We start from the raw sequence: 20,011 nt of genomic DNA on the forward strand, positions 1-20,011 counted from the left end.
CTCCCCCCGCCAATTTCGGTTATGCAAGAACGCGGCAATCGACCCGCGTTCGCCTGCTCCTTGCGCGCCGACCGGATTCGTTCAGCCGGAGAATGCCCGACCCGAACGACATCACGCCGTGATGCGGCCTTGCGCCCCAGCATGCGGCGAACCGACAAGAAGCGACGCGCGTGCAGCTCTACCTCCCGATCGCCGACATTCCGGTCAATGTCTTCCTCATCCTGGCGATGGGCGCAGCGGTTGGATTCGTCTCCGGCATGTTCGGGATCGGCGGCGGCTTCCTGATGACGCCACTGCTGATCTTCGTCGGCATCGCGCCGGCGGTCGCGGTCGCCTCGGTCGCCAGCCACATCGCGGCCTCCTCGTTCTCCGGCGCGATCTCCTATTGGCGCCGGCGCGCGATCGACCCGCTGCTGGCGGCGGTGCTGCTGGTCGGCGGCACGCTCGGCACCACGTTCGGGGTGTGGACCTTCACTTTCCTGCGTTCGCTCGGCCAGCTCGACCTGATGATCGCGCTGTCCTACGTCATCCTGCTGACGACGGTCGGCGGGCTGATGTTCTGGGAAGGCCTGCGCGCGATGCTGCGTTCGCGCGGCGGCGGCGCGGTCACGCTACGCAAGCCCGGCAGCCATGGCTGGATCCACGGCCTGCCGCTGAAGCTGCGCTTCAAACGCTCCAAGATCTACCTCTCGGTCATCCCGGTGGTCGTGATCGGGCTCATCATCGGCTTCATCGGCGCCGTCATGGGCATCGGCGGCGGCTTCATCCTGGTGCCGCTGATGATCTATGTGCTTCGGGTGCCGACCTCGACCGTGATCGGCACCTCGATGGTGCTCACCCTCGTCACCATGGTGTTCGCCACCATGCTGCACGCGGTGACCAACCATCTGGTCGACGCCGTGCTGGCGCTGATCCTGATGGTCGGAGGCGTCACCGGCGCGCAGTTCGGCGCCCGCGCCGGCCAGAAGATCCGCGGCGAGCATCTGCGTCTCTTGCTTGGCCTGCTCGTGCTCGCGGTCGGCATCCGCTTTGCGGTCGAGCTGGTGATCCGGCCGCAGGACCTGTTCAGCATCCGCGAAACCGGCGGAGCCCCGCCATGAGGCTGCGCACGCTGCTTGTCATCGCGGGCCTCGCCGTCGCTAGCCTGGTGGCGGTACCCGCACGTGCCGAGCGGCTGATCGTGTCGGTTTCCAACCATCGCGTCACGGTGACGCCGAATTATTCCGGCGGCGAGCTGGTGCTGTTCGGCTCGGTCGAGAAGGACGACAAGACGCCGTCCAACCGCGGCAATTACGATCTCGTCGTCACGGTGTCAGGCCCGCGCGCCGACATGGTGACGCGGCGCAAGGAGCGCAAATTCGGCATCTGGATCAACACCGACTCGCGCCAGTTCCTGCAGGTGCCGGGCTATCTCGCGCTGTTCTCCAATCGCCCGTTCGAGCAGATCGCCTCACCGGAGGTGCAGCGGCGGCAGCAGCTCGGGCTCAACAACGTGCTCTTGATGCAGCGCGTCGGGCCCGACTTTGCCGACGTGGTGCCGAACGATCCGTTCCGCAGCGCCTTCGTCCGGCTGCGCTCCGAACACGGCCTCTATCGCGAGGCGACCTCGGCGGTGACATTCCTGACGCCGACCTTGTTCCGCACCGGCATTCCGCTGCCGGCCGAGGTGCCGATCGGCACCTACAATGTCGAGATCAAGCTGTTCTCCGAGGGCGCGCTGGTGACCAAGACCGAGACCGCCTTCGAGATCGTCAAGGTCGGCTTCGAGCAATTCGTCGCCACCACCGCACGACAGAACGGCCTGGTCTACGGCCTCGTCACCGCGTTCATGGCGCTGATGACCGGCTGGATGGCCTCGATCGTGTTCCGCAAGGATTGAGTTAGCGCAACGCGCTCTCGAACGCGTCGTTGAGAATGGAAAGGCCGAGATCGATCTCGGCGTCGCTGATCGTCAACGGCGGAGCAATGCGGAATACGCTGCCCATGCCGGGCAGCTGCACGATGTTGGTGCTCAGTCCGAGCTCCAGGCAGCGCTGCGACACGCGCGTGCCGAGCGCTTCGTCAGGCTCCTTGCTGAAGCGGTCGCGCACGATCTCGATGCCTTGCATCAGCCCCCTGCCGCGCACGTCACCGATGCATTCGAACCGGTTCTGAAGGGCGAGCAGCCCGTCCCGTAGCCGCGCACCCGCGATCCCGGCACGTTCGACCAATCGGTCGCGAAGGATGATCTCGATGACCTTCAGCCCGACCGCTGCCGGCATCGGATCCGACACATGCGTCGTGTAGAACAGGAAGCCGCGCTCGTGACAGCGCTCCTCGATCTCGGCTGATGTGATGACCGCGGCCAAAGGCAAGCCCGCACCAAGCGTCTTCGACAGGGTCAGGATGTCAGGCGCGACACCGTCGCGCTCGAAGGCGAACATGGCGCCGGTTCGCCCGAGACCGGTCTGCGCCTCGTCGACGATCAGCAGCATGCCGCGCGCGCGGCACAATTCCCTCAGCTCGGCGAGATAGCCCTCCGGCAGATCGATCAGCCCGCCGGAGCTCAGGATTGGCTCGGCGATCATGCACGCCAGCGATCCGGTCGATTGGCGATCGACCAGATCGAAGGCGTAGGCCAGTTCGGCCCGCCAGTCGGATGCATTGCCGAAGCGCGGACGATACGGGTTCGGCGTCGGGATCGCGAGCGAGCCGACCGGCGCGGGACCATAGCCCTTGCGGCCGGCCGAATAGGTCGTCCCCGCCGCGCCTGACGTCATGCCATGCCAGGACTGCGCGAACGCTACGGTCTCGAAGCCACCGGTGGCGAGCTTGGCCATCTTGATCGCAGCCTCGTTCGACTCAGCCCCCGTGCTCAGCAGCATGACGCGATCGAGCCCTGGCGGCAGCAGCTCGGCAAGCTGTTCGGCGAGCGCGACGACCGGACGGCTCAGCATGCCGCTGAACAGATGATCGAGCCGTTCGGCATGCGCGCTGATGGTCTTTACGACTTCGGGATGACCGTGACCAAGCACGGCGCTCATCTGCCCGGAGGTGAAATCCAGGATGGCGCGCCCGTCGGCGTCATAGACGAAGGATCCGGACGCGCGCTCGATGATGATCGGAGCGAATGTCCCACCGTAGCGGATGAGGTGACGCCGGGCGCGCTCCCAAAAGGACTTGTCGTCATTTCCAGTCATGCCCGCTCCTTGCCGCTCGGTCGCCGCGACCAAGGTCGCCGCAGCGCATCCTATGCGCGCACGGCAGCAATGAGCTTGCGATTTGAGATGCATTTCATCCCGGCTTCTGCAATCAATTGCGCAAAAGGCGCCAAATGCGAAAGAAATGGGAACCGGAATCGTGATCGACGAGATGGATCGGAAGATCCTCGACGTGCTGCAGGTCGAGGGACGCATCACGAATCTCGAGCTGGCCGAACGGATCGGCCTCTCGTCCGCACCCTGCATGAGACGGGTGCGGACCCTCGAAGAGGACGGCGTCATCAATTCCTATGTGGCGTTGGTGGACCCTGCGCGCGTCGGGCTCGGATTCGACGTCATCGTCGAGGTTCGCCTCAAGCAACAGAACCGGGAATCCTTCGCCCGCTTCGAGAAAAAGGTGGTCGACCTTCCGGAGGTCGTCGAATGCTGCATGATCGCCGGCGATTGGGATTACGCCCTGCGGGTCGTGTCGTCCGACCTCGCCCGCTATCAATCGTTCATCCTCGACCGCCTGATGCATCCGGACAGCGATATCTCAAGCTACCGCACCACCATCATCCTGCGGAAGGTCAAATCGACCACGAAGATCGATAGCTCGCTGTTTCGCAGGGACTAGAGGAGAAACCCGATTCCCATCGCGATCACGCTGAGCGCCATCGCAGCGGTCGAGAGCCAGCCGAGCCAGTACAGCCACCCGCCGATCACGAAGCGTCCCATGACCTCCTTGTGGCGGGCCATGAACATCAGCAGCACCATCACCGGCACCGCGAGCACGCCATTGACGACCGCACTCCAGTACAGCGCCGCGATCGGATCGATCGGCGTGAAGTTGAGCGCGATGCCGATGCCGCCCGACAACGCCAACACCGAATAGAACGCGATCGCCTCTGTCGGCTTGCGCGTCAGTCCGACCGGCCATCGCCGGCCCTCGCTGACGGCGTACGCCGTCGCGCCCGCGAGCACCGGGATCGCCAAGAGGCCGGTGCCGACGATGCCGAGCGCGAAGATCACCTCGGCGAACGGCCCGGCGATCGGGCGCAATGCCTCGGCGGCCTGCGCCGAGGTCTGGATGTCGGTCCTGCCGGCGGCATGCAAAGTGGCCGCCGCGGTGACGATGATCGACAGCGCGATCACGTTGGAAAACGCCATGCCGGTGATGGTGTCGGCGCGAATGCGAGAGAATTCGCGCTGCGCGCCATAGTGCCTTTTGATCAGCGGATGCTTGGTGGCATCGACCCGCTGCTCCTCGGCCTCCTGCGAGGCCTGCCAGAAAAACAGATAGGGCGAGATCGTGGTGCCGAGGATTGCAACGATGGTCGTGAAATAATCCGCGCTCAAGGTGACGCGCGGCAGCAGCACACCGGCGAGCGCCTGCGTCCACGACACTTTGGCAAATGCGAGCGCCGCGACATAGGCGAACAGGCTGAGCGTCAGCCATTTCAGGACCGCGACGTAGCGCCGGTAGTTCATGAAGATCTGGGCAACGACCGACGCGACGCCGAACAGCACGACGTAGAGGATAGCCGGGCCGCCGATCAGTAGCCTTGTCGCATCCGCCATGGCCGAGAGGTCGGCCGCAATGTTGACCGTGTTGGCGATGAAGAGCAGCGCGACCACGATGACCAGCAGCCAGGCCGGATAGTGCCGGCAGACATTGCCCGCTATGCCGTGCCCGCTGACGCGGCCGACCCGCGCGGAGATTTCCTGGATCGCTGTCATCAGCGGGAAGGTCAGCAGCATGGTCCAGCCGATGCCGTAGCCAAGCTGCGCGCCGGCCTGGCTGTAGGTGCCGATACCGGATGGATCGTCGTCGGCGGCTCCGGTGATCAACCCGGGTCCGAGCGCCTTGAGGACGCGGCTGATGAACGGCTGGCGCCGCGGCTGCAGCGCTGGCGCACCATCATGTTCGTCGTCTTGCGAGATCGTCCCTTGCTGCGTCATGTCCGGTTCCAGCCGCCAGACAACGAACCGGATACCGGCAAGGTTCCTTGCTATGAAACTTGGCTCTCGATGACTGTCGACACACCAGGCTCCAGTATGCGCAAGCGGCGGCCGAAGCCGAGCGTATCGAAGCTCGCGCGCAGGTCGCTGGCGTTCTGCCGGAAATGCGCCCAGCCGTCGGTATGAACCGGCACGATCACCGCGTCGGCAAAGGCGCGCGCGGTCTCGATCGCATCGTTGGTGTCCATCGTGAGATGGAACGGGCCGCGGGTCTGCGCCGCGCCCGCGAACGGCAGCACCACGCCGCAATCGAAGCGCCGCGCAACCTCGGCGACACCGTCGAACCAGGTGGTGTCGCCGCTGACATAGACCGGACGGCCGGGTTTCGCCGGCTCCACCACGAAGCCGATCACGTCGCCGGACAACGGCTCGATGCCCGCGGGCCCGTGCCGCGCCGGCGTCGCGGTGATGGCAAGGGTCCGCCCGCCTTTCTTCAACGTGGTCGACGCCCAGGGTGCAAAGCCCTCCGTGTTGCCGCCGAGCCGCTTGGCGCCGGCCTGTGTCGTCAGCACGCGCTTCGCGCCTTTGAGGAAATCCCGGCCGGAACGGTCGAGATTGTCGGAATGCTGGTCGTGGCTCAGCAGCACCGCATCGATCTCGCCGACGTCGCGGGCGCTGAGCGCGGGGCCCGTCAGCTTCTCGAGCTTCACATGCGGCAGTTGATAATCGCCGGGCGCATCGAAGGTCGGATCGGTGAGCAGGCGGAACCCGTCGATCTCGATCAGGGCGGTTGGCCCCCCGATCAGGGTGATGGTGATGCTCACGTTCCACTCCTCTTGGGCGATGCCGCGGCGGGGCGCGTCACCAGGTAAATGCCGAGAGCGACCGGAACGATCCCGAGCAGATCGCGAAATTCGACATGCTCGCCGAGCACGAGATAGGCGAACAGCATGCCGAGCGGCGGCATCAGGAAGTGATAGGCGCTGGCGGCGGTCGCGCCACACACTTTCAGGAGATGAAACCAAAGCAGATAGGCGAGGATCGAGCCGCCGAGCACCAGGAAAGCGAAGGCGCCGGCGAGCCGCATGCTGGGCACGATGTCACCGACGCTGGAGAGCGTGAAGGCGAACGGCATCACCGCAAGGCCGCCGGCAATGTTCTGGATGCCGTTGCCGATCCACAGGCTGCCCTTCGGCGCCAGCAGCTTGAACAGCACCGTGCCGGCGACGATCGAGGCGAGCGAGGCCAGCGTGAACAGGATGCCGTGCGGGCTGTCGCTGCCGACCTTGATCCGATGCCAGACGATGAAGGCAACGCCGACGATGCCGAGCACGAGACCGACCACCTTGCGCAAGGTCATGCTCTCGCCGAGGAACATGGCCGCCAGCATGGCGGTGAACACCGGATTGGCCGAGACGATCAACGCGCCGAGCCCGGCCGAGACCGTCTTCAACCCGGTATAGCCGAGGCCGAGATAGAGCGCGTTGTTGGCGACGCCGATTACGGCGAACACGGCGACATCGCGCCAGGTGAGGTCCCATTGGTCCCGGCGCAGCCAGGAGATGCCGAGAATCAGGACGCCGGCGAGCGAGAACCGCACGGCGAGCAGAATCAGCGGCGGGCAATCGGTGACGCCGATCTTGCCGGCGACGAACGCGTAGCTCCAGAGCAGGCAGAACAGCGCGATCAACAGCGGCAGGGTGTTGAAGCGGGCGCGGGGGGCGGCAATTGAAGATGCGGCGGACATGCATTTTCTCCTTCGCCCATGATCTAGGCCCGCACCTTGATATTTGGAAATTAAATGATAGACTGATATCCAGTGGATTTATGAATGGAGGCTGCGATGCTCGACCTGGAGCTGTTGCGCAGTTTCGTCTCGGTGGTCGATGCCGGCGGCTTCACCCGCGCCGGCGAGCGCGTCCACCGCACGCAATCGACGGTCAGTCAGCAGATCAAGCGCCTGGAGGAGGATGTCGGCCAGCCGCTGTTGATCCGCCGCGGCAAGGACGTCACCCCGACTGATGCCGGCGATCAGCTGCTGACCTATGCGCGGCGACTGCTGGCGCTGGCCGAGGAGGCGCGTGATGTGGTGTCGCGCGCCGGCAGCGAAGGCGCGATCCGGATCGGCATCACCGAGGATTTTGCCGCCTACCGGTTGACGAGGCTGCTCGCGACTTTCGCGCGCAGCCATCCGAATTTGCGCCTCGATGTGCGCTCCGGCCAGAGCCTTTACCTGTACCGCGATCTCGAGCGCGGCGATCTCGATCTCGCGCTGATCAAGCGCGCCGCCAGCGAGAAAGGCGGCATCGCGGTGTGGCCGGAACGCGTGCATTGGGTGACGAGCAAAAGCCATCCGCGCGACACCACCATCGGCTCGGTGCCGCTGATCGGCTTCGGCTCGGGTTGCCTCTATCGCGCCCACGCCATCCATTCGCTGGAAAGCGCGGGCCGCAACTGGCACATGGCCTACACCTCCTCCAGCCTCGCCGGCATCCAGGCCGCGGTCGCAGCTGGCCTGGGCTTGAGCATCCTGTCGGAGATGTCGATCCAGGCCGAGCACCGCGTGCTGACGGCGAAGGACGGCTTTGCGCCGATCGAGCGGACCGAGGTCGCCCTCGTCGCCGCCCCCGAAGCGAGGCCCGCGACGCTGCGGCTGGCGGATCGGCTTGCCGAGTATTGCGAGAGCGTGCAGGCGAAGGCGGCTTAGGGCGAGGTCGCGCCGCTATTCCGCTGTCGTCCCTGCGAAAGCAGGGACCCATAACCACCGCATACAGTTGTGATGCCGCGCTGGGGTCACAGCTTTGCGCAATCTCAAACAGTAGTGGTTATGGGTCCCGGGTCGCGCTTCGCTTGCCCGGGACGGCACCGAGTGTTTGGCAAGGCGCAGGAAATGTTGGTTGCGCGAGTCAATAACACCGCGACGCGGCGAACGCGTGGACGCGGTTGTCGCCGAGGACGTGGGCCATGAAACCCGGCGACCCGAAGATCCGTGCGAATGCGGCGTCGCGGATGCTCAGGCCGCCCGTGTAGGCACCGAACGCCGGCATCACCGCGCGCTCGCCGTCACTGGCAAAGCAACGCCGCTCGATCGAGCGGCCGCGGGTCGGCACCCGTGCCTTGGGGTGCAGATGCCCGGCGATCTCGCCGGCAGCGCCGGTCGGCTCATGGCGAAACACGATCGGGCCGATCGCAACTTCAGTGGCGACCACGCCGCCGAGACTGGACGGCAGCGCCGGATCGTGGTTGCCCGCAATCCAGATCCAGTTGCGCCGCATTTGCAGCGCCGCCAGCGCCTCGCGATCCCCATCCGACAGCCGCGCATGCGCCTCGCGATCGTGAAAGCTGTCGCCGAGCGCGATCACCTGCCGCGGATCGTGCCGCGCGATCACGGCGGCGAGCCGGCTCAACGTCGCGACCGTGTCGTAGGGCGGCAGCAGCACACCGCGGCTGGCGAAGCTCGAGCCTTTTTCCAGATGCAGGTCGGACACCACGAGCAGGCTCTGCTCTTCCCAGAACAGCGCGCCGGAGAAATCCGCCACGAAGCCGACATCCGCCACCGTGACCCTGGAAACGCGCATATCGTCACCGTCTCGCAAAGCTAGCGCGCTTGCCGTCACGTCCTGTTCCCCCAAATGCCAGCGTTAGGTCGTCGCCTCCCGCACGAGTTCCTCGGCCGCCTCGGCCAGAAGCTCGTCGGATGCTTCGCCATAAACTGACTCGCGGCCGATTTCCAGCAGCGCGGGGACGGCAAGCGGAGAAACGTGGTCGAGATCCTTGTGGGTGATTCGGCCGTAGATGCGCGAAAGCATGTCGCTGAGACGGCGCAGATCGAGCAATCCCGTGGCGGCATCGCTGCGCGCGGCGCGCAACAGCACATGGTCGGCCTGGTGCTTGCGCAGCACGTCGTAGATCAGATCGGTAGAGAACAGCACCTGGCGGCGCGACTTCTCCTCGTCGGTGAAGCGGCGCGCGATCAGGCCGGAGATGATGGCGCAATTGCGGAAGGTGCGCTTCATCAACGCGGATTCCGCGAGCCACGCCTCGAGATCGTCGCCGAGCATATCGGGATCGAACAGCGCGTTGAGATCGAGCTTGCCGGTCCGGATCATGAAGGAGAGATCGCCGACGCCCCAGACCGCGAGCGCATATTCATTGGCGACGAAGCCGAGCGGACGGGCGCGCGCCCGCTCCAGCCGCCGCGTCAGCAGCATGCCGAGTGTCTGATGCGCGAGCCGCCCCTCGAAGGGATAGCAGACCAGATAATGGCTGCCGCCGCGTGGAAAGGTTTCCACCAGCAGCTCGCGCACCGCCGGCACCCGCGAAAACTTCCGCTGCAACGACAGCCAGTCATGCACCTGATCCGGCAGCGCCTTCCAGGCACGGCTGTTGTCGAGCAGCCTGCGGACCCGCTCGGCGAGATAGGTCGAGAGCGGGAATTTGCCGCCCATATAGGACGGTACTTTTGCATCTTTGTCATTGGCGCGAGAGACGTAGACCTGATCTTCAACCAAGGCCTCGTAGCGCACCACCTCGCCGCCAAAGACAAAAGTGTCGCCGGGCACCAGGCCCTCGATGAAGACCTCCTCGATCTCGCCCAGCATCCGGCCGCCGCGGGCGATCGCGCCGGTCGATCCGTGACCGCCGGCGCGCGAGCGCACCAGCCGCACCTTCAGCATGGTCTCCTCGACGATGGTGCCGACGTTGAGGCGATAGCTCTGCCGCACCTTGGGATTGGTGACGCGCCAGCGGCCCTGCTTGTCCTGCTTGATCCGCGCGAAACGCTCATACGTCTTCAGCGCGTAACCGCCGGTGGCGACGAAGTCGACCACGTCGTCGAAATCGGTTCGCGACAGCGATGCATAGGGCGCCGCGGTCCTCACCTCATCATAGAGCTCGTCGGACAAAAACGGCTTGCCGCAGGCGCAGCCGAGCACGTGCTGGGCCAGCACATCGAGCGCACCTAGGCGCAGCGGCGGCGTGTCCTGCGCATTCTCGGCGATGGCATCGATCGCGACGGCGCATTCCAGCACCTCGAAGCGGTTGGCCGGCACCAGCACGGCGCGCGAGGCCTCGTCGAAGCGGTGGTTGGCGCGGCCGATCCGCTGCATCAGCCGCGACGAACCTTTTGGCGCGCCGATATTGATGACGAGGTCGACATCGCCCCAGTCGACGCCGAGATCGAGCGAGGAGGTGCAGACCACGCCGCGCAGTTTTCCCGCGGCCATCGCGTCCTCGACCTTGCGGCGCTGCGCGACGTCGAGCGAGCCATGATGCAGCGCGATCGCAAGCCCGTCGTCGTTCATGCGCCAGAGATCCTGGAACAGCATCTCGGCCTGGCTGCGGGTGTTGACGAACACCAGCGTGGTCTTGTTGCGCTTGATCAGCTCATAGACCTCGGGCAGCGCGTGGCGCGCGCTGTGGCCGGACCACGGCAGTCGTTCCCGCGTGTCGAGCATCTCGACCACCGGCGGCGCCGCGCCGCCCGCGGTGACGACGTCGGCGGATACGCTCGCGCCGCCCGGCTGCGGCACCAGGAAGCGCGCGAGTTGCTCAGGCTCGGCCACCGTTGCCGACAGACCGATAGCCCGCGCCTGCGGCGCGATGGTCCAGAGCCGCGCCAGCCCCAGCGACAGCAGATCGCCGCGCTTGGAGGTGACCAGCGCATGCAACTCGTCGAGCACGATGCGCTTCAGCGAGGAGAACAGAAACGGTGCGTCGTCGGAGGCGAGCAACAGCGCCAGTTGCTCCGGCGTGGTGAGCAGGATGTCCGGCGGATAGCGCCGCTGCCGCTGCCGCCGCGACACCGGCGTGTCACCGGTGCGGGTCTCGACCTTGATCGGCAGCCCCATCTCGGCAACCGGCGTCTCCAAATTGCGCGCGATGTCGACCGCGAGCGCCTTCAGCGGCGAGATGTAGAGCGTATGCAGCCCGGAGCTGCGACGAACCGAGCGGCCGGTGGAGACAAAGGTCTTTCTTGGCTCCGCTGCGATCGCTGGTAGGGCTCCCTCCCCCCTTGCGGGGGAGGGTTGGGGAGAGGGGTAAGGCGTATCGTTCGGACCAAGCGGCATACCCCTCTCCCGCCGCCCCCCGACGCGCAATTGCGCGTCAGAGGGCGTCGACCTCCCCCGCAAGGGGGGAGGTGGCGATCGAGTTTGTGTCTGCAGACTCGTTGCGCTCGCCTCCCCGCTCAACTCCACCAGCGTCGGCAAGAACCCCGCCAGCGTCTTGCCCGCACCGGTCGGAGCAATCAGCAGCGCGGAGCGTTCTACACGCGCCTTCGCCAGTAGCGCGAGCTGATGCTCGCGCGGCGACCAGCCGCGTGAGGTGAACCAGTCGCGAAACCGGCGCGGCAGGAGATCGGCCGTTTCCGACGGCGGGACGGAAAAGAGATCGAGCGTCGACACGCCCAAGAGGTAGGCGGTTCAGGCGGTTTCGTCGAGGGCGGGACGAAAATGGCGGCAGGTGGCAAGGGCGGAGCTTTGTCCGCCCCCTCTCCCCGTCCTTCACGGGGAGAGGGTTGGGGTGAGGGGCTGCTTCCACGAGTGCCGGGCGCCGTGAGACCTGTACCCCCTCACCCGGATCGCATCTCGCGATGCGATCCGACCTCTCCCCGCAGGCGGGGCGAGGTGAAGGACAGCGAGAGCCCTACTCCGTCATCGGCTCCCCGGAGAGGTCCCAATCCTTGCCGTTGAAGATCGAGACGTAGAGCGTCTTCATCGGCGTGTAGTCGTCGGGCGTATAGCTGTAATTGATGCCGTCGAGGAAATAGGGCGAGTGGAAACCGGCCAGCGTGGTGGCGTGCTTCAGCACGTTGGCGCGGGTCAGGTCGTCGCCGCAGCGGCGCAGGATTTCGCCCATCGTCGCCGCCTGGCCGTAGCCGGCGAAGGCGATGGTGTTGTCGGGATCGATGTTCGGCAGGTACTTCTTGCGCAGCTCCTCGAACGCGACCACGTCCGCATCCTTCTCATAGCGCGGCACGCCGACTTCCTTGTTGTAGCGGATCGCGACGATGTCCTTGGCGTTCTCTAACCCCGCCGCGCTCAGGATCGAGCGGCCGGTCGAGCCCGCCGACAACAGCTGCAACGGCTTCCAGCCGAGCTCGGCGACCTTGCGGATCGACTGCGACGTCGCCTTGCCTGTGGTGATGTTGTAGAACACGTCGGCGCCCGACTTCGACAGATTGATGAGCTGGGAATCGACCGTCGGATCGGTGAGATCGTAGGTCTGCTCCATGATCACCTGGGCCTTGCCGCCGGCATCGGCCAGCACCTTCTTGAATGGGCCGAGGAAGTCGCGACCGAAATCGTCGTTCTGGTAGAGGATGCCGATCTTGGCGTTCGGCTTCACGCTGACGACGTGCTTGGCAAGGATGCGCGCTTCGGTCGGATAGAGCGGCAGGCCCGCCATGGTCCATTTGAAGTTCTTCGGGTCGTTCCACTTCGAGGCGCCGGTGTTGAGCAGCAGCTGGGGAATACCCTTGGAATTGAGATATTTGTGCACGGCGGTCTGCGGCGCGGTGCCGAGCGAGCCGTAGAGCGCCAGCACCTCCTCCTGCTCGACCAGGCGCCGCGTCGCCTCGACGCATTTCGGCGCGCTGTAGGCGTCGTCCATGGTGAGGAATTTCACCGTGCGGCCGTTGATGCCGCCCTTGTCGTTCAGCATCTGGAAATGGGCTTCGCCGACGCGGCCGAGCACGCCATAGAGCGAGCCTGGGCCGGAATGCGGCACGGTCTGGCCGAGCTTGATCTCGGTGTCGCTCGCGCCCGGATCATACTTCTTGTCGGCAGCACGGACGAACGGCGCGGGCAGCACGGACGCTGCGATGACGGATAATGCAGTGGCGCCGAATTCGCGCCGCGTATGTTTTTTCATTGTGTCTCTCCCTGAGGCGCAAAGCTCTCGCATTCCGCCCAGCGCCGGGCAAGCGCGAAGTCACGGCTGTGTGGCGCAATGCCGCGTCACGGCAAATGCGTAGCGTGTAGACTCAAGTTTGGGGGTCGAAAGGATCGTGCTCTCATCCTCCCCTGGAGGGGGAGGATCGACGCGAATGCAATGAGCGGCGAGGTGGGGTGAAGGTCTCTCCACTTCCGCGCTGCCCGTGTTGAGAGATCACCCCACCCCGCTTCGCATTTCGCTTCGCTCAATGCGAACCGACCCTCCCCCTCCAGGGGCGGGTGAAGTGCTTCACGGCTTTACGGCGACGGCGACGAGCCCGGGTGCCGGAATGTTGTCCTCATTGCGCGCCGAGAGATCGTCGAGCAAGGCCAGTGTCAGCCCAGCGGCCGCAACGGTCGCCCGCACATAGGCTGCGCTGTGGGCGTAGCGCAGCCCCTCGCCGAGGAGGACGCCCTCGCCGTCGTGGGTCTCCGCCGTGAAGGCAAGCACGCCGCCCGGCACCAGCACGCGCGCGGCCTCGGCGAGCACGGGCGCGAGATCGGCAACATAGACCATCGCATCCGCGGCAAGGATCAATTCGGCGCTGGCATCGGGTTTGGTCGAAATGCCCTTCAGCATGTCGTCGACTTCGAGCTCGGCATAAAGGCCCGTGGCGCGCGCCTTGTCGATCATGCGCGGCGACAGGTCGATGCCGATGAAGCTGTCGACATGCCGTGCGAACGCACCGGCCGCGAGCCCAGTGCCGCAGCCGAGATCGATCGCACGCTTGAAGAACGCCGGCTTCTTCGCGGACGCGCGCACCGACAACACCGCCTTGAACAGCAGCGCCGGACCGCGATAGCCGAGATCACCGACCAGCGCGGCCTCGAAGCGCGGCGCATATTGATCGAACAACGTCTGCACATAGCCTGGCGGCATCGCACCGACAGCCTCGACGCCGAGCTGCATCAGATGCAGGCCGGCGCCGTGACGGTCCTCAGGATCGGTGTCGCGCGCGGCGCGGAACGCTGCGATCGCGGCGTCGCGCTGGCCGAGCTCGAGGCGGATCTTGCCGAGCGTGTACCAGGCGGACGTGAATTTCGGCACCAGCTCGATCGCCTGTTCGAGCAGCTCGGCGGCGGCCGGCAGATCGCCCTTCAATTGCAGGTCGCGCGCGAACTCGTAGCGGCGGTCGGCAACGAGGTCGCCAGAGGACAGAAACAGGCGCGGGGCCATTTTCTTTAAGGAACCAATCTTGTCTTAAGGATCTTGGCCGGGTGGCCATCCATCAAAGCATGGACTTTTTCCGGAGATGGATGCGCGGGTCAAGCCCGCGCCCGACGATTAGATATCGCGGAATCCATGCCTATATGCTCGTCATGCGCCCGCAAGACATCCTGATGCCCGTCCCGGCCGGGCTTTGCTGCAAGCCCGGCGGCTTCCACATCGATCCTGTCAGGCCGGTCGAGCGGGCCCTGATCACGCATGGCCATTCCGACCATGCGCGGGCGGGCCATGGCGCTGTTCTCGCGACCCAGGAAACGCTCGACATGATGCGGCTGCGCTATGGCGAGAATTTCGCCGGCGCGACGCAAGCCGTGGCCTATGGCGATGAGATCAGGCTCGGCGACGTCACGGTGTCGTTTCATCCCGCAGGGCACGTGCTAGGCTCCGCCCAGATCTCCGTCACCTGCAAGAACACCCGCATCGTCGCCTCCGGCGACTACAAGGATGCGCGCGATCCGACCTGTGCGCCGTTCGAGCTGGTGCCCTGCGACGTCTTCATCACGGAGGCGACGTTTGGACTGCCGGTGTTCCGCCATGGCGACGCCGCCGGTGAGGTGAACAAGCTGCTGGCGTCCGCAAAACTGTTTCCGGAGCGCGCGCACCTGGTCGGTGCGTACTCGCTCGGCAAGGCACAGCGCGTGATCGCGTTGCTGCGCGAGGCCGGCTACTACGCGCCGATCTATCTGCATGGCGCGATGGAGAAGATCACTTACTACTATCAAGAGCGCGGCATTCCGCTCGGCGAGCTCCGGCCGGTGCGCGGCATGAAGAAGGCCGAGCTTGCCGGCACCATCACGCTGGCGCCGCCGAGCGCGACATCGGATGTCTGGACGCGGCGCTTCCCCGATCCGGTCACCGCCTTTGCCTCGGGCTGGATGCGCGTGCGCGCGCGGGCCCGGCAAGGCGGCGTCGAGCTGCCGCTGGTGATCTCGGACCATGCCGATTGGGACGGGCTGACGGCGACGATCGCCGCCACCGGCGCGGGCGAAATCTGGGTCACCCACGGCCAGGAAGACGCGCTGGTGCATTGGTGCAAGAGCAAGGGCCTCGCCGCGCGGCCGCTCGATCTGGTCGGCTATGGCGACGAGGACGAAGGCGAGACTGCGGCGGTGACCGGCGAGGCCCAGCCCGCCGGCGAGGCACAGCCCGTCGGCGAGACCAAGAAGCCATGAACCGCTTCGCCGAGCTGCTCGACCGCCTCGCCTACGAGCCCGGCCGCAACAACAAGATCAGGCTGCTGGTCGGCTATTTCCGCGAGACCGAGGACCCCGACCGCGGCTACGCGCTGGCGGCGCTGACCGGCGCGCTGTCGTTCAAGCACGCCAAACCGGGCTTGATCCGCGATCTGATCACCGAACGCACCGACCCGGTGCTGTTCGGCTACTCGTATGACTACGTCGGCGATCTCTCGGAAACCGTTGCGCTGATGTGGCCGAAGGCTGGAGCAAATTACACCGAGCCTTTGCTGGGCCACCCCTCTCCCCAACCCTCCCCCGCAAGGGGGGAGGGAGCCCAACCGTCGTGCTCACCTCACAGCGATGTTGAGGTGACTGACGTGGGTGAGGGACGCACCTGTGGACGGGTTCCCTCCCCCCTTGCGGGGGAGCGTGAGGGAGAGGGGTACCGCGGGCAAGACAGCAGTGAGATTCCGCGCACGCACAACAACCCACCTCCGCCAACCCTGACCGACGTCGTCACCACGCTGCGCACGCTCGGCAAGGCCGAGTTGCCGGCGCAGCTGGCGCGCTGGCTGGACGAGCTCGACGAAACCGGCCGCTGGGCGCTCTTGAAGCTCGTCACCGGCGCGATGCGGATCGGGATCTCGGCGCGGCTGGCGAAGACGGCGGCCGCCGCGCTCGGTGACAAGGATGCGCACGAGATCGAGCTGATGTGGCCCGGGCTGTCACCGCCCTATCTCGACCTGTTCGCCTGGCTCGAAGGCCGCGGCGACAAGCCTGTTAACAGCGATCCGACGCCGTTCCGCCCGGTGATGCTGGCGCATGCGATCGAGAACGCAGATTTCGCCAATCTCGACGCCGCCGACTTCAGCGCGGAATGGAAATGGGACGGCATCCGCGTGCAGGCAGTCGCCGGCCGCGACGCGCGCGGCCACATCCAGGCGCGGCTTTATTCGCGCACCGGTGAGGATATCACCGGCAGCTTCCCCGACCTCGTGCCGTCACTGCACCTGCCCGGCGCGATCGACGGCGAATTGCTTGTGCTGCGCGACGGACGCGTGCAGACCTTCAACGTCTTGCAGCAGCGACTCAACCGCAAAGTCGTCTCTCCGAAGCTGATCAAGAAATTCCCAATTCATCTGCGCGCCTACGACCTGCTCGGTGACGACGAGAACGATCTGCGCGAGCTGCCGTTCACCGAACGGCGTGCGCATCTCGAAGCCTTCGTCGCCAAGCTCGGCGATCCACGCATCGACCTGTCGCCGACGGTCCCGTTCGCCAGTTGGGAAGAACTCGCTGCCGCGCGCGCCGATCCCAAGAGCGCAGGCGCGGGCGACGATGCCGACGCGGTCGAAGGCGTGATGCTGAAGCGGCGCGACGCGCCCTATCTGCCCGGGCGGCCGAAGGGCCCATGGTGGAAATGGAAACGCGATCCGCACATCATCGACGCCGTGCTGATGTACGCGCAGCGCGGCCACGGCAAGCGCTCGTCCTATTACTCCGATTACACGTTCGGGGTCTGGACCCGTGGCGAGGCCGGCGACGAGCTGGTGCCGGTCGGCAAGGCCTATTTCGGTTTCACCGACGAGGAGCTGTTGCAGATCGACCGCTTCGTCCGCCGCAACACCACCGAGAAGTTCGGCCCGGTGCGGCATGTCGTGCACGAGCCGGATCAAGGGCTGGTGCTGGAAGTCGCGTTCGAGGGCTTGCAGCGCTCGCCGCGGCACAAATCCGGCGTCGCAATGCGCTTTCCCCGCATCAGCCGGCTGCGCTGGGACAAACCGCCGCGCGAAGCCGACCGGCTGGAGACACTTGAACGGATGTTAATCTCCATGACAGGAAGTTAAACCCGCAAGCCGCATGGCAGCCATTGATCGCGCCCCGCGGGTTTCCCATGTGCACCGCCGTGACCTATAATGCGCGGGCGATTCCGCCAGGAGACAACGATGCCGAACGACGTCAGGGACTTGCCGGCCGGCGGCCAGAGCGACGGCCTGTACCGCTTTCTCGGCGGCTCGCCACTCTCGGTGGCGTTCCGGCTGATCCTGCTCTCGATCCTGGTCGGCGTCGTGCTCGCCGCGATCGGCCTCGACCCGTGGAACATTCTGTACAGCATCCGCCGGCTGTTCCAGAGCCTCTGGGATTTCGGCTTCGACGCGATCAACTGGGCCTGGCGCTACTTCCTGCTCGGCGCCGTGATCGTGATCCCGATCTGGCTGCTGTCGCGGCTGTTCGGCGCGCCGCGCGGCCGCTGATCCCAGGGAGAGCCCGCAGCCGATGCAATTGCAATTTGTCGGCTGCGGCGATGCATTCGGCTCCGGCGGCCGCTTCAACACCTGTTTCCATGTCAGCGGTATCAGCGTCAATTTCCTGATCGATTGCGGCGCGTCGTCGCTTCCGGCGCTGAAGCGGCTCGAGATCGATCGCGACGCAATCGACCTGATCCTGATCACGCATTTCCACGGCGACCATTTCGCCGGCCTGCCGTTCTTCCTGCTCGACGCGCAGTTCTCGCGCCGCACCCGCCCGCTGGTGATCGCAGGGCCCGAAGGCATCGAAACGAAACTGCCTGAGGTGATGGAGGTGATGTTCGAGCATTCCTCCAGGACCAAACAGCGCTTCGATCTGTCCGTCGTCACGCTCACGCCGCAGGAGCGGCGCAGCTTCGGTGAGGTGACCGTGACGCCCTATCCGGTGGTGCATGGAGAATCCGGTGGGCCGTTTCTCGCCTATCGCGTCGAGGCGGAAGGCCGCACCGTCTGCTACAGCGCCGACACGGAGTGGACCGACACGCTGATCCCGGCGGCGCAAAACGCCGACCTCTTCATTGCTGAAGCCTATACCTACGACAAGGTGGTCAAGAACCATCTCAGCCTGAAAGCGCTGGAAGCGCATCTGCCCGCCATCAACGCAGGCCGAGTAGTGCTCACTCATATGAGCGACGACATGCTCGGCCGCATCGACGACCTGCCCTACACGACGGCGAGCGACGGCATGGTCGTGGTATTCTGACGATGCAATGGCTTTGTCGGCTGCCCAGCCCCCTCGCCGCCGCATTGCTCTGAGCACAATTCCAGCATGGCCGCGCGACGGATGACGCGATAGAAGCGTATATTCCTTGCAACTGTAGCCATGCACGCACCCATCCACCCGAAGATCACCTCCCGCCAGGTGTTCGCCATCGCCGGCCCGGCGATGGTCGCGAACCTGACCACGCCGCTGATCGGCATCGTCTCGACCACCGCGATCGGCCGCCTCGACGACGCCGCACTGCTCGGCGGGGTGGCGATGGCCTCGGTGATCTTCGACTGCCTGTTCTGGCTGTTCGCCTTTCTGCGCATGAGCACGCTGGCCTTCACCGCGCAGGCGCAGGGCGCCGGCGAGCCGCAGGAATATGCCGCGATCCTGGTGCGCGGCTTCATCGTCGCCGGCCTGATCGGCGCCGCGCTGATCGCGCTGCAGGTGCCGCTGGCCGCTATCACCTTTCAGCTGATGGGCGGCAGCGAGGGCGTCACGCGCGCGGCGAAAACCTATTTCATGATCCGGATCTGGTCGGCGCCGCTGGCGCTCGCCAATTACGTCATCCTGGGCTGGCTCGTCGGCCAGGCGCGCGCCAATCTGGCGCTGGCGCTGCAGATCGTGATCAACATCATCAACATGATCGCAACCGTGCTGCTGGTACAGAGCTATGGCGCCGGCATCGCCGGTGCCGCGATCGCCGCCGTGCTGGCCGAGATCGCCGGCTTCGTTGTCGGCATCGTGGTGGCGTGGCGGATCGCGCAAGGCGGCTTCGCGGTTCCCGCGGCGACGCTGTTCGACCGCGCCAAGCTGACGCGCATGCTGGCCGTCAACCGCGACATCATGGTGCGCACCGCGGCGCTGATCGTGGTGTTCCTGTTCTTCACCGCGAAGGGCGCGCGCGAGGGCGACGTGACGCTGGCGGCGAATTCGGTGCTGAACAATTTCCTGCTGGTGAGCGCCTTCTTCCTCGACGGCCTCGCCAACGCCGCGCAGCAGCTGTGCGGCCGCGCCTACGGCGCGCGCGACGGACGCGGCTTCGCCGATTCGACCCGGCTGGTGCTGCTGTGGGGCACAGGCTTTGCGCTTGTGGTCTCGGTGCTGTTCGCGCTGTTCGGACCGGCGCTGATCAATGTGATGACGACCAGCGACGACGTGCGCCGCTACGCGCGCGACTTCCTGCTGTTCGTGATCCTGGCGCCTCTGCCCGGCGTGTTCGCGTTCGGCTTCGACGGCATCTATGTCGGTGCGACCTGGGCGCGCGAGATGCGCAATCTGATGCTGGCTTCGCTGGCGATCTTCCTCGCCACCTGGTGGGTGCTGAGCGGATACGGCAACACCGGCCTATGGATCGCGCTGCTCGGCTTCTACGTCGCGCGCGGCGGCCTGCAAGGCCTGCGCTATCCGGCGATGCTGCGGAAGACGTTCAAGGCTCCTTCACTCAGCTAGCTGCGTAGCCCGGATGCAGCGTCCTCTTACTCCCTCGCCCCGCTCTTGCGGGGAGAGGGTTGG

At 65.8% G+C, this 20,011-nt stretch carries 17 protein-coding genes; 9 read left to right on the forward strand and 8 right to left on the reverse strand.

Translation table 11 applies throughout. From position 1 onward, the window contains the following. Positions 1 to 170 precede the first annotated feature (170 nt). Both QDT69_RS18215 and QDT69_RS18220 read left to right on the forward strand, forming a co-directional pair. Positions 171 to 1,100, forward strand: coding sequence for a sulfite exporter TauE/SafE family protein (locus tag QDT69_RS18215; RefSeq protein WP_279707840.1), 930 nt, complete (start codon positions 171 to 173; stop codon positions 1,098 to 1,100). Further along, positions 1,097 to 1,879, forward strand: a complete 783-nt coding sequence (locus QDT69_RS18220; RefSeq protein WP_279707841.1) for a TIGR02186 family protein — start codon at positions 1,097 to 1,099, stop codon at positions 1,877 to 1,879. Before QDT69_RS18215 ends, QDT69_RS18220 begins: the two co-directional genes overlap by 4 nt. A gap of 1 nt (position 1,880) precedes the next feature. Here QDT69_RS18220 and QDT69_RS18225 read toward each other — a convergent pair whose 3' ends face one another. Beyond that, complete coding sequence (locus tag QDT69_RS18225) at positions 1,881 to 3,179, reverse strand: aspartate aminotransferase family protein (protein ID WP_279707842.1); 1,299 nt, start codon at positions 3,177 to 3,179, stop codon at positions 1,881 to 1,883. Between the two features lie 145 nt (positions 3,180 to 3,324). Between QDT69_RS18225 and QDT69_RS18230 the strand changes: the two genes are divergently transcribed. Further along, positions 3,325 to 3,816 (forward strand): Lrp/AsnC family transcriptional regulator, encoded by a 492-nt coding sequence (locus tag QDT69_RS18230; RefSeq protein WP_279707843.1) that lies wholly within the window; start codon positions 3,325 to 3,327, stop codon positions 3,814 to 3,816. On the opposite strand, the gene QDT69_RS18235 is transcribed toward QDT69_RS18230, so the two are convergent. From QDT69_RS18235 to QDT69_RS18245, 3 genes are read right to left on the reverse strand one after another with little or no spacing between them, the layout of a single operon-like run. Further along, complete coding sequence (locus QDT69_RS18235) at positions 3,813 to 5,141, reverse strand: divalent metal cation transporter (RefSeq protein WP_279707844.1); 1,329 nt, start codon at positions 5,139 to 5,141, stop codon at positions 3,813 to 3,815. The two genes, QDT69_RS18230 and QDT69_RS18235, sit on opposite strands and share 4 nt — an antisense overlap. Positions 5,142 to 5,191: 50 nt before the next feature. After that, positions 5,192 to 5,965, reverse strand: a complete 774-nt coding sequence (locus tag QDT69_RS18240) for an MBL fold metallo-hydrolase (RefSeq protein ID WP_279707845.1) — start codon at positions 5,963 to 5,965, stop codon at positions 5,192 to 5,194. After that, the gene (locus QDT69_RS18245) at positions 5,962 to 6,888 is read right to left on the reverse strand and encodes a DMT family transporter (protein ID WP_279707846.1); all 927 of its coding nucleotides are present in this window, start codon (positions 6,886 to 6,888) and stop codon (positions 5,962 to 5,964) included. The genes QDT69_RS18240 and QDT69_RS18245 overlap by 4 nt, the downstream gene beginning before the upstream one ends. 96 nt (positions 6,889 to 6,984) lie before the next feature. Between QDT69_RS18245 and QDT69_RS18250 the strand changes: the two genes are divergently transcribed. After that, positions 6,985 to 7,848, forward strand: coding sequence for a LysR family transcriptional regulator (locus tag QDT69_RS18250; protein ID WP_279707908.1), 864 nt, complete (start codon positions 6,985 to 6,987; stop codon positions 7,846 to 7,848). Between the two features lie 199 nt (positions 7,849 to 8,047). Here QDT69_RS18250 and pdeM read toward each other — a convergent pair whose 3' ends face one another. The 4 genes from pdeM to QDT69_RS18270 all read right to left on the reverse strand — a co-directional run bounded on the left by pdeM (position 8,048) and on the right by QDT69_RS18270 (position 14,252). After that, the gene (gene pdeM, locus QDT69_RS18255; RefSeq protein ID WP_279707847.1) at positions 8,048 to 8,719 is read right to left on the reverse strand and encodes a ligase-associated DNA damage response endonuclease PdeM; all 672 of its coding nucleotides are present in this window, start codon (positions 8,717 to 8,719) and stop codon (positions 8,048 to 8,050) included. Between the two features lie 63 nt (positions 8,720 to 8,782). After that, positions 8,783 to 11,545: a ligase-associated DNA damage response DEXH box helicase gene (locus QDT69_RS18260; RefSeq protein WP_279707909.1), complete on the reverse strand. Its 2,763-nt coding sequence runs from the start codon at positions 11,543 to 11,545 to the stop codon at positions 8,783 to 8,785. A gap of 241 nt (positions 11,546 to 11,786) precedes the next feature. Beyond that, complete coding sequence (locus QDT69_RS18265) at positions 11,787 to 13,013, reverse strand: ABC transporter substrate-binding protein (protein ID WP_279707848.1); 1,227 nt, start codon at positions 13,011 to 13,013, stop codon at positions 11,787 to 11,789. A 312-nt stretch (positions 13,014 to 13,325) separates the two neighbouring features. Next, entirely contained in the window at positions 13,326 to 14,252 is a 927-nt protein-coding gene (locus QDT69_RS18270) for a methyltransferase domain-containing protein (RefSeq protein WP_279707849.1), read from the reverse strand. A 143-nt stretch (positions 14,253 to 14,395) separates the two neighbouring features. Here QDT69_RS18270 and QDT69_RS18275 point away from each other — a divergent pair, with 143 nt between their 5' ends. From QDT69_RS18275 to QDT69_RS18295, 5 genes are all read left to right on the forward strand, one after another. Further along, positions 14,396 to 15,475, forward strand: a complete 1,080-nt coding sequence (locus QDT69_RS18275) for a ligase-associated DNA damage response exonuclease (RefSeq protein ID WP_279707910.1) — start codon at positions 14,396 to 14,398, stop codon at positions 15,473 to 15,475. After that, a complete protein-coding gene (locus tag QDT69_RS18280; RefSeq protein WP_279707850.1) occupies positions 15,472 to 17,328 on the forward strand; it encodes a cisplatin damage response ATP-dependent DNA ligase in 1,857 nt (618 codons plus the stop codon). The genes QDT69_RS18275 and QDT69_RS18280 overlap by 4 nt, the downstream gene beginning before the upstream one ends. Positions 17,329 to 17,427: 99 nt before the next feature. After that, positions 17,428 to 17,736, forward strand: a complete 309-nt coding sequence (locus QDT69_RS18285; RefSeq protein ID WP_279707851.1) for a DUF6460 domain-containing protein — start codon at positions 17,428 to 17,430, stop codon at positions 17,734 to 17,736. Between the two features lie 22 nt (positions 17,737 to 17,758). After that, positions 17,759 to 18,493, forward strand: a complete 735-nt coding sequence (locus QDT69_RS18290) for an MBL fold metallo-hydrolase (protein ID WP_279707852.1) — start codon at positions 17,759 to 17,761, stop codon at positions 18,491 to 18,493. Positions 18,494 to 18,613: 120 nt separating this feature from the next. Beyond that, positions 18,614 to 19,948, forward strand: a complete 1,335-nt coding sequence (locus QDT69_RS18295; RefSeq protein ID WP_279707853.1) for an MATE family efflux transporter — start codon at positions 18,614 to 18,616, stop codon at positions 19,946 to 19,948. Positions 19,949 to 20,011 lie beyond the last annotated feature (63 nt).

It is taken from the genome of Bradyrhizobium sp. CER78 (genome assembly GCF_029846235.1).
GTDB lineage: Bacteria > Pseudomonadota > Alphaproteobacteria > Rhizobiales > Xanthobacteraceae > Bradyrhizobium.

Coding starts and splice junctions, on each gene's coding strand:
- QDT69_RS18220 (WP_279707841.1), top strand. CDS start 1,097: ATGAGGCTGCGCACGCTGCTTGTCATCGCGGGCCTCGCCGTCGCTAGC.
- QDT69_RS18225 (WP_279707842.1), bottom strand. CDS start 3,179: ATGACTGGAAATGACGACAAGTCCTTTTGGGAGCGCGCCCGGCGTCAC.
- QDT69_RS18230 (WP_279707843.1), top strand. CDS start 3,325: ATGGGAACCGGAATCGTGATCGACGAGATGGATCGGAAGATCCTCGAC.
- QDT69_RS18235 (WP_279707844.1), bottom strand. CDS start 5,141: ATGACGCAGCAAGGGACGATCTCGCAAGACGACGAACATGATGGTGCG.
- QDT69_RS18245 (WP_279707846.1), bottom strand. CDS start 6,888: ATGTCCGCCGCATCTTCAATTGCCGCCCCCCGCGCCCGCTTCAACACC.
- QDT69_RS18250 (WP_279707908.1), top strand. CDS start 6,985: ATGCTCGACCTGGAGCTGTTGCGCAGTTTCGTCTCGGTGGTCGATGCC.
- pdeM (WP_279707847.1), bottom strand. CDS start 8,719: ATGCGCGTTTCCAGGGTCACGGTGGCGGATGTCGGCTTCGTGGCGGAT.
- QDT69_RS18265 (WP_279707848.1), bottom strand. CDS start 13,013: ATGAAAAAACATACGCGGCGCGAATTCGGCGCCACTGCATTATCCGTC.
- QDT69_RS18270 (WP_279707849.1), bottom strand. CDS start 14,252: ATGGCCCCGCGCCTGTTTCTGTCCTCTGGCGACCTCGTTGCCGACCGC.
- QDT69_RS18275 (WP_279707910.1), top strand. CDS start 14,396: ATGCGCCCGCAAGACATCCTGATGCCCGTCCCGGCCGGGCTTTGCTGC.
- QDT69_RS18280 (WP_279707850.1), top strand. CDS start 15,472: ATGAACCGCTTCGCCGAGCTGCTCGACCGCCTCGCCTACGAGCCCGGC.
- QDT69_RS18285 (WP_279707851.1), top strand. CDS start 17,428: ATGCCGAACGACGTCAGGGACTTGCCGGCCGGCGGCCAGAGCGACGGC.
- QDT69_RS18290 (WP_279707852.1), top strand. CDS start 17,759: ATGCAATTGCAATTTGTCGGCTGCGGCGATGCATTCGGCTCCGGCGGC.
- QDT69_RS18295 (WP_279707853.1), top strand. CDS start 18,614: ATGCACGCACCCATCCACCCGAAGATCACCTCCCGCCAGGTGTTCGCC.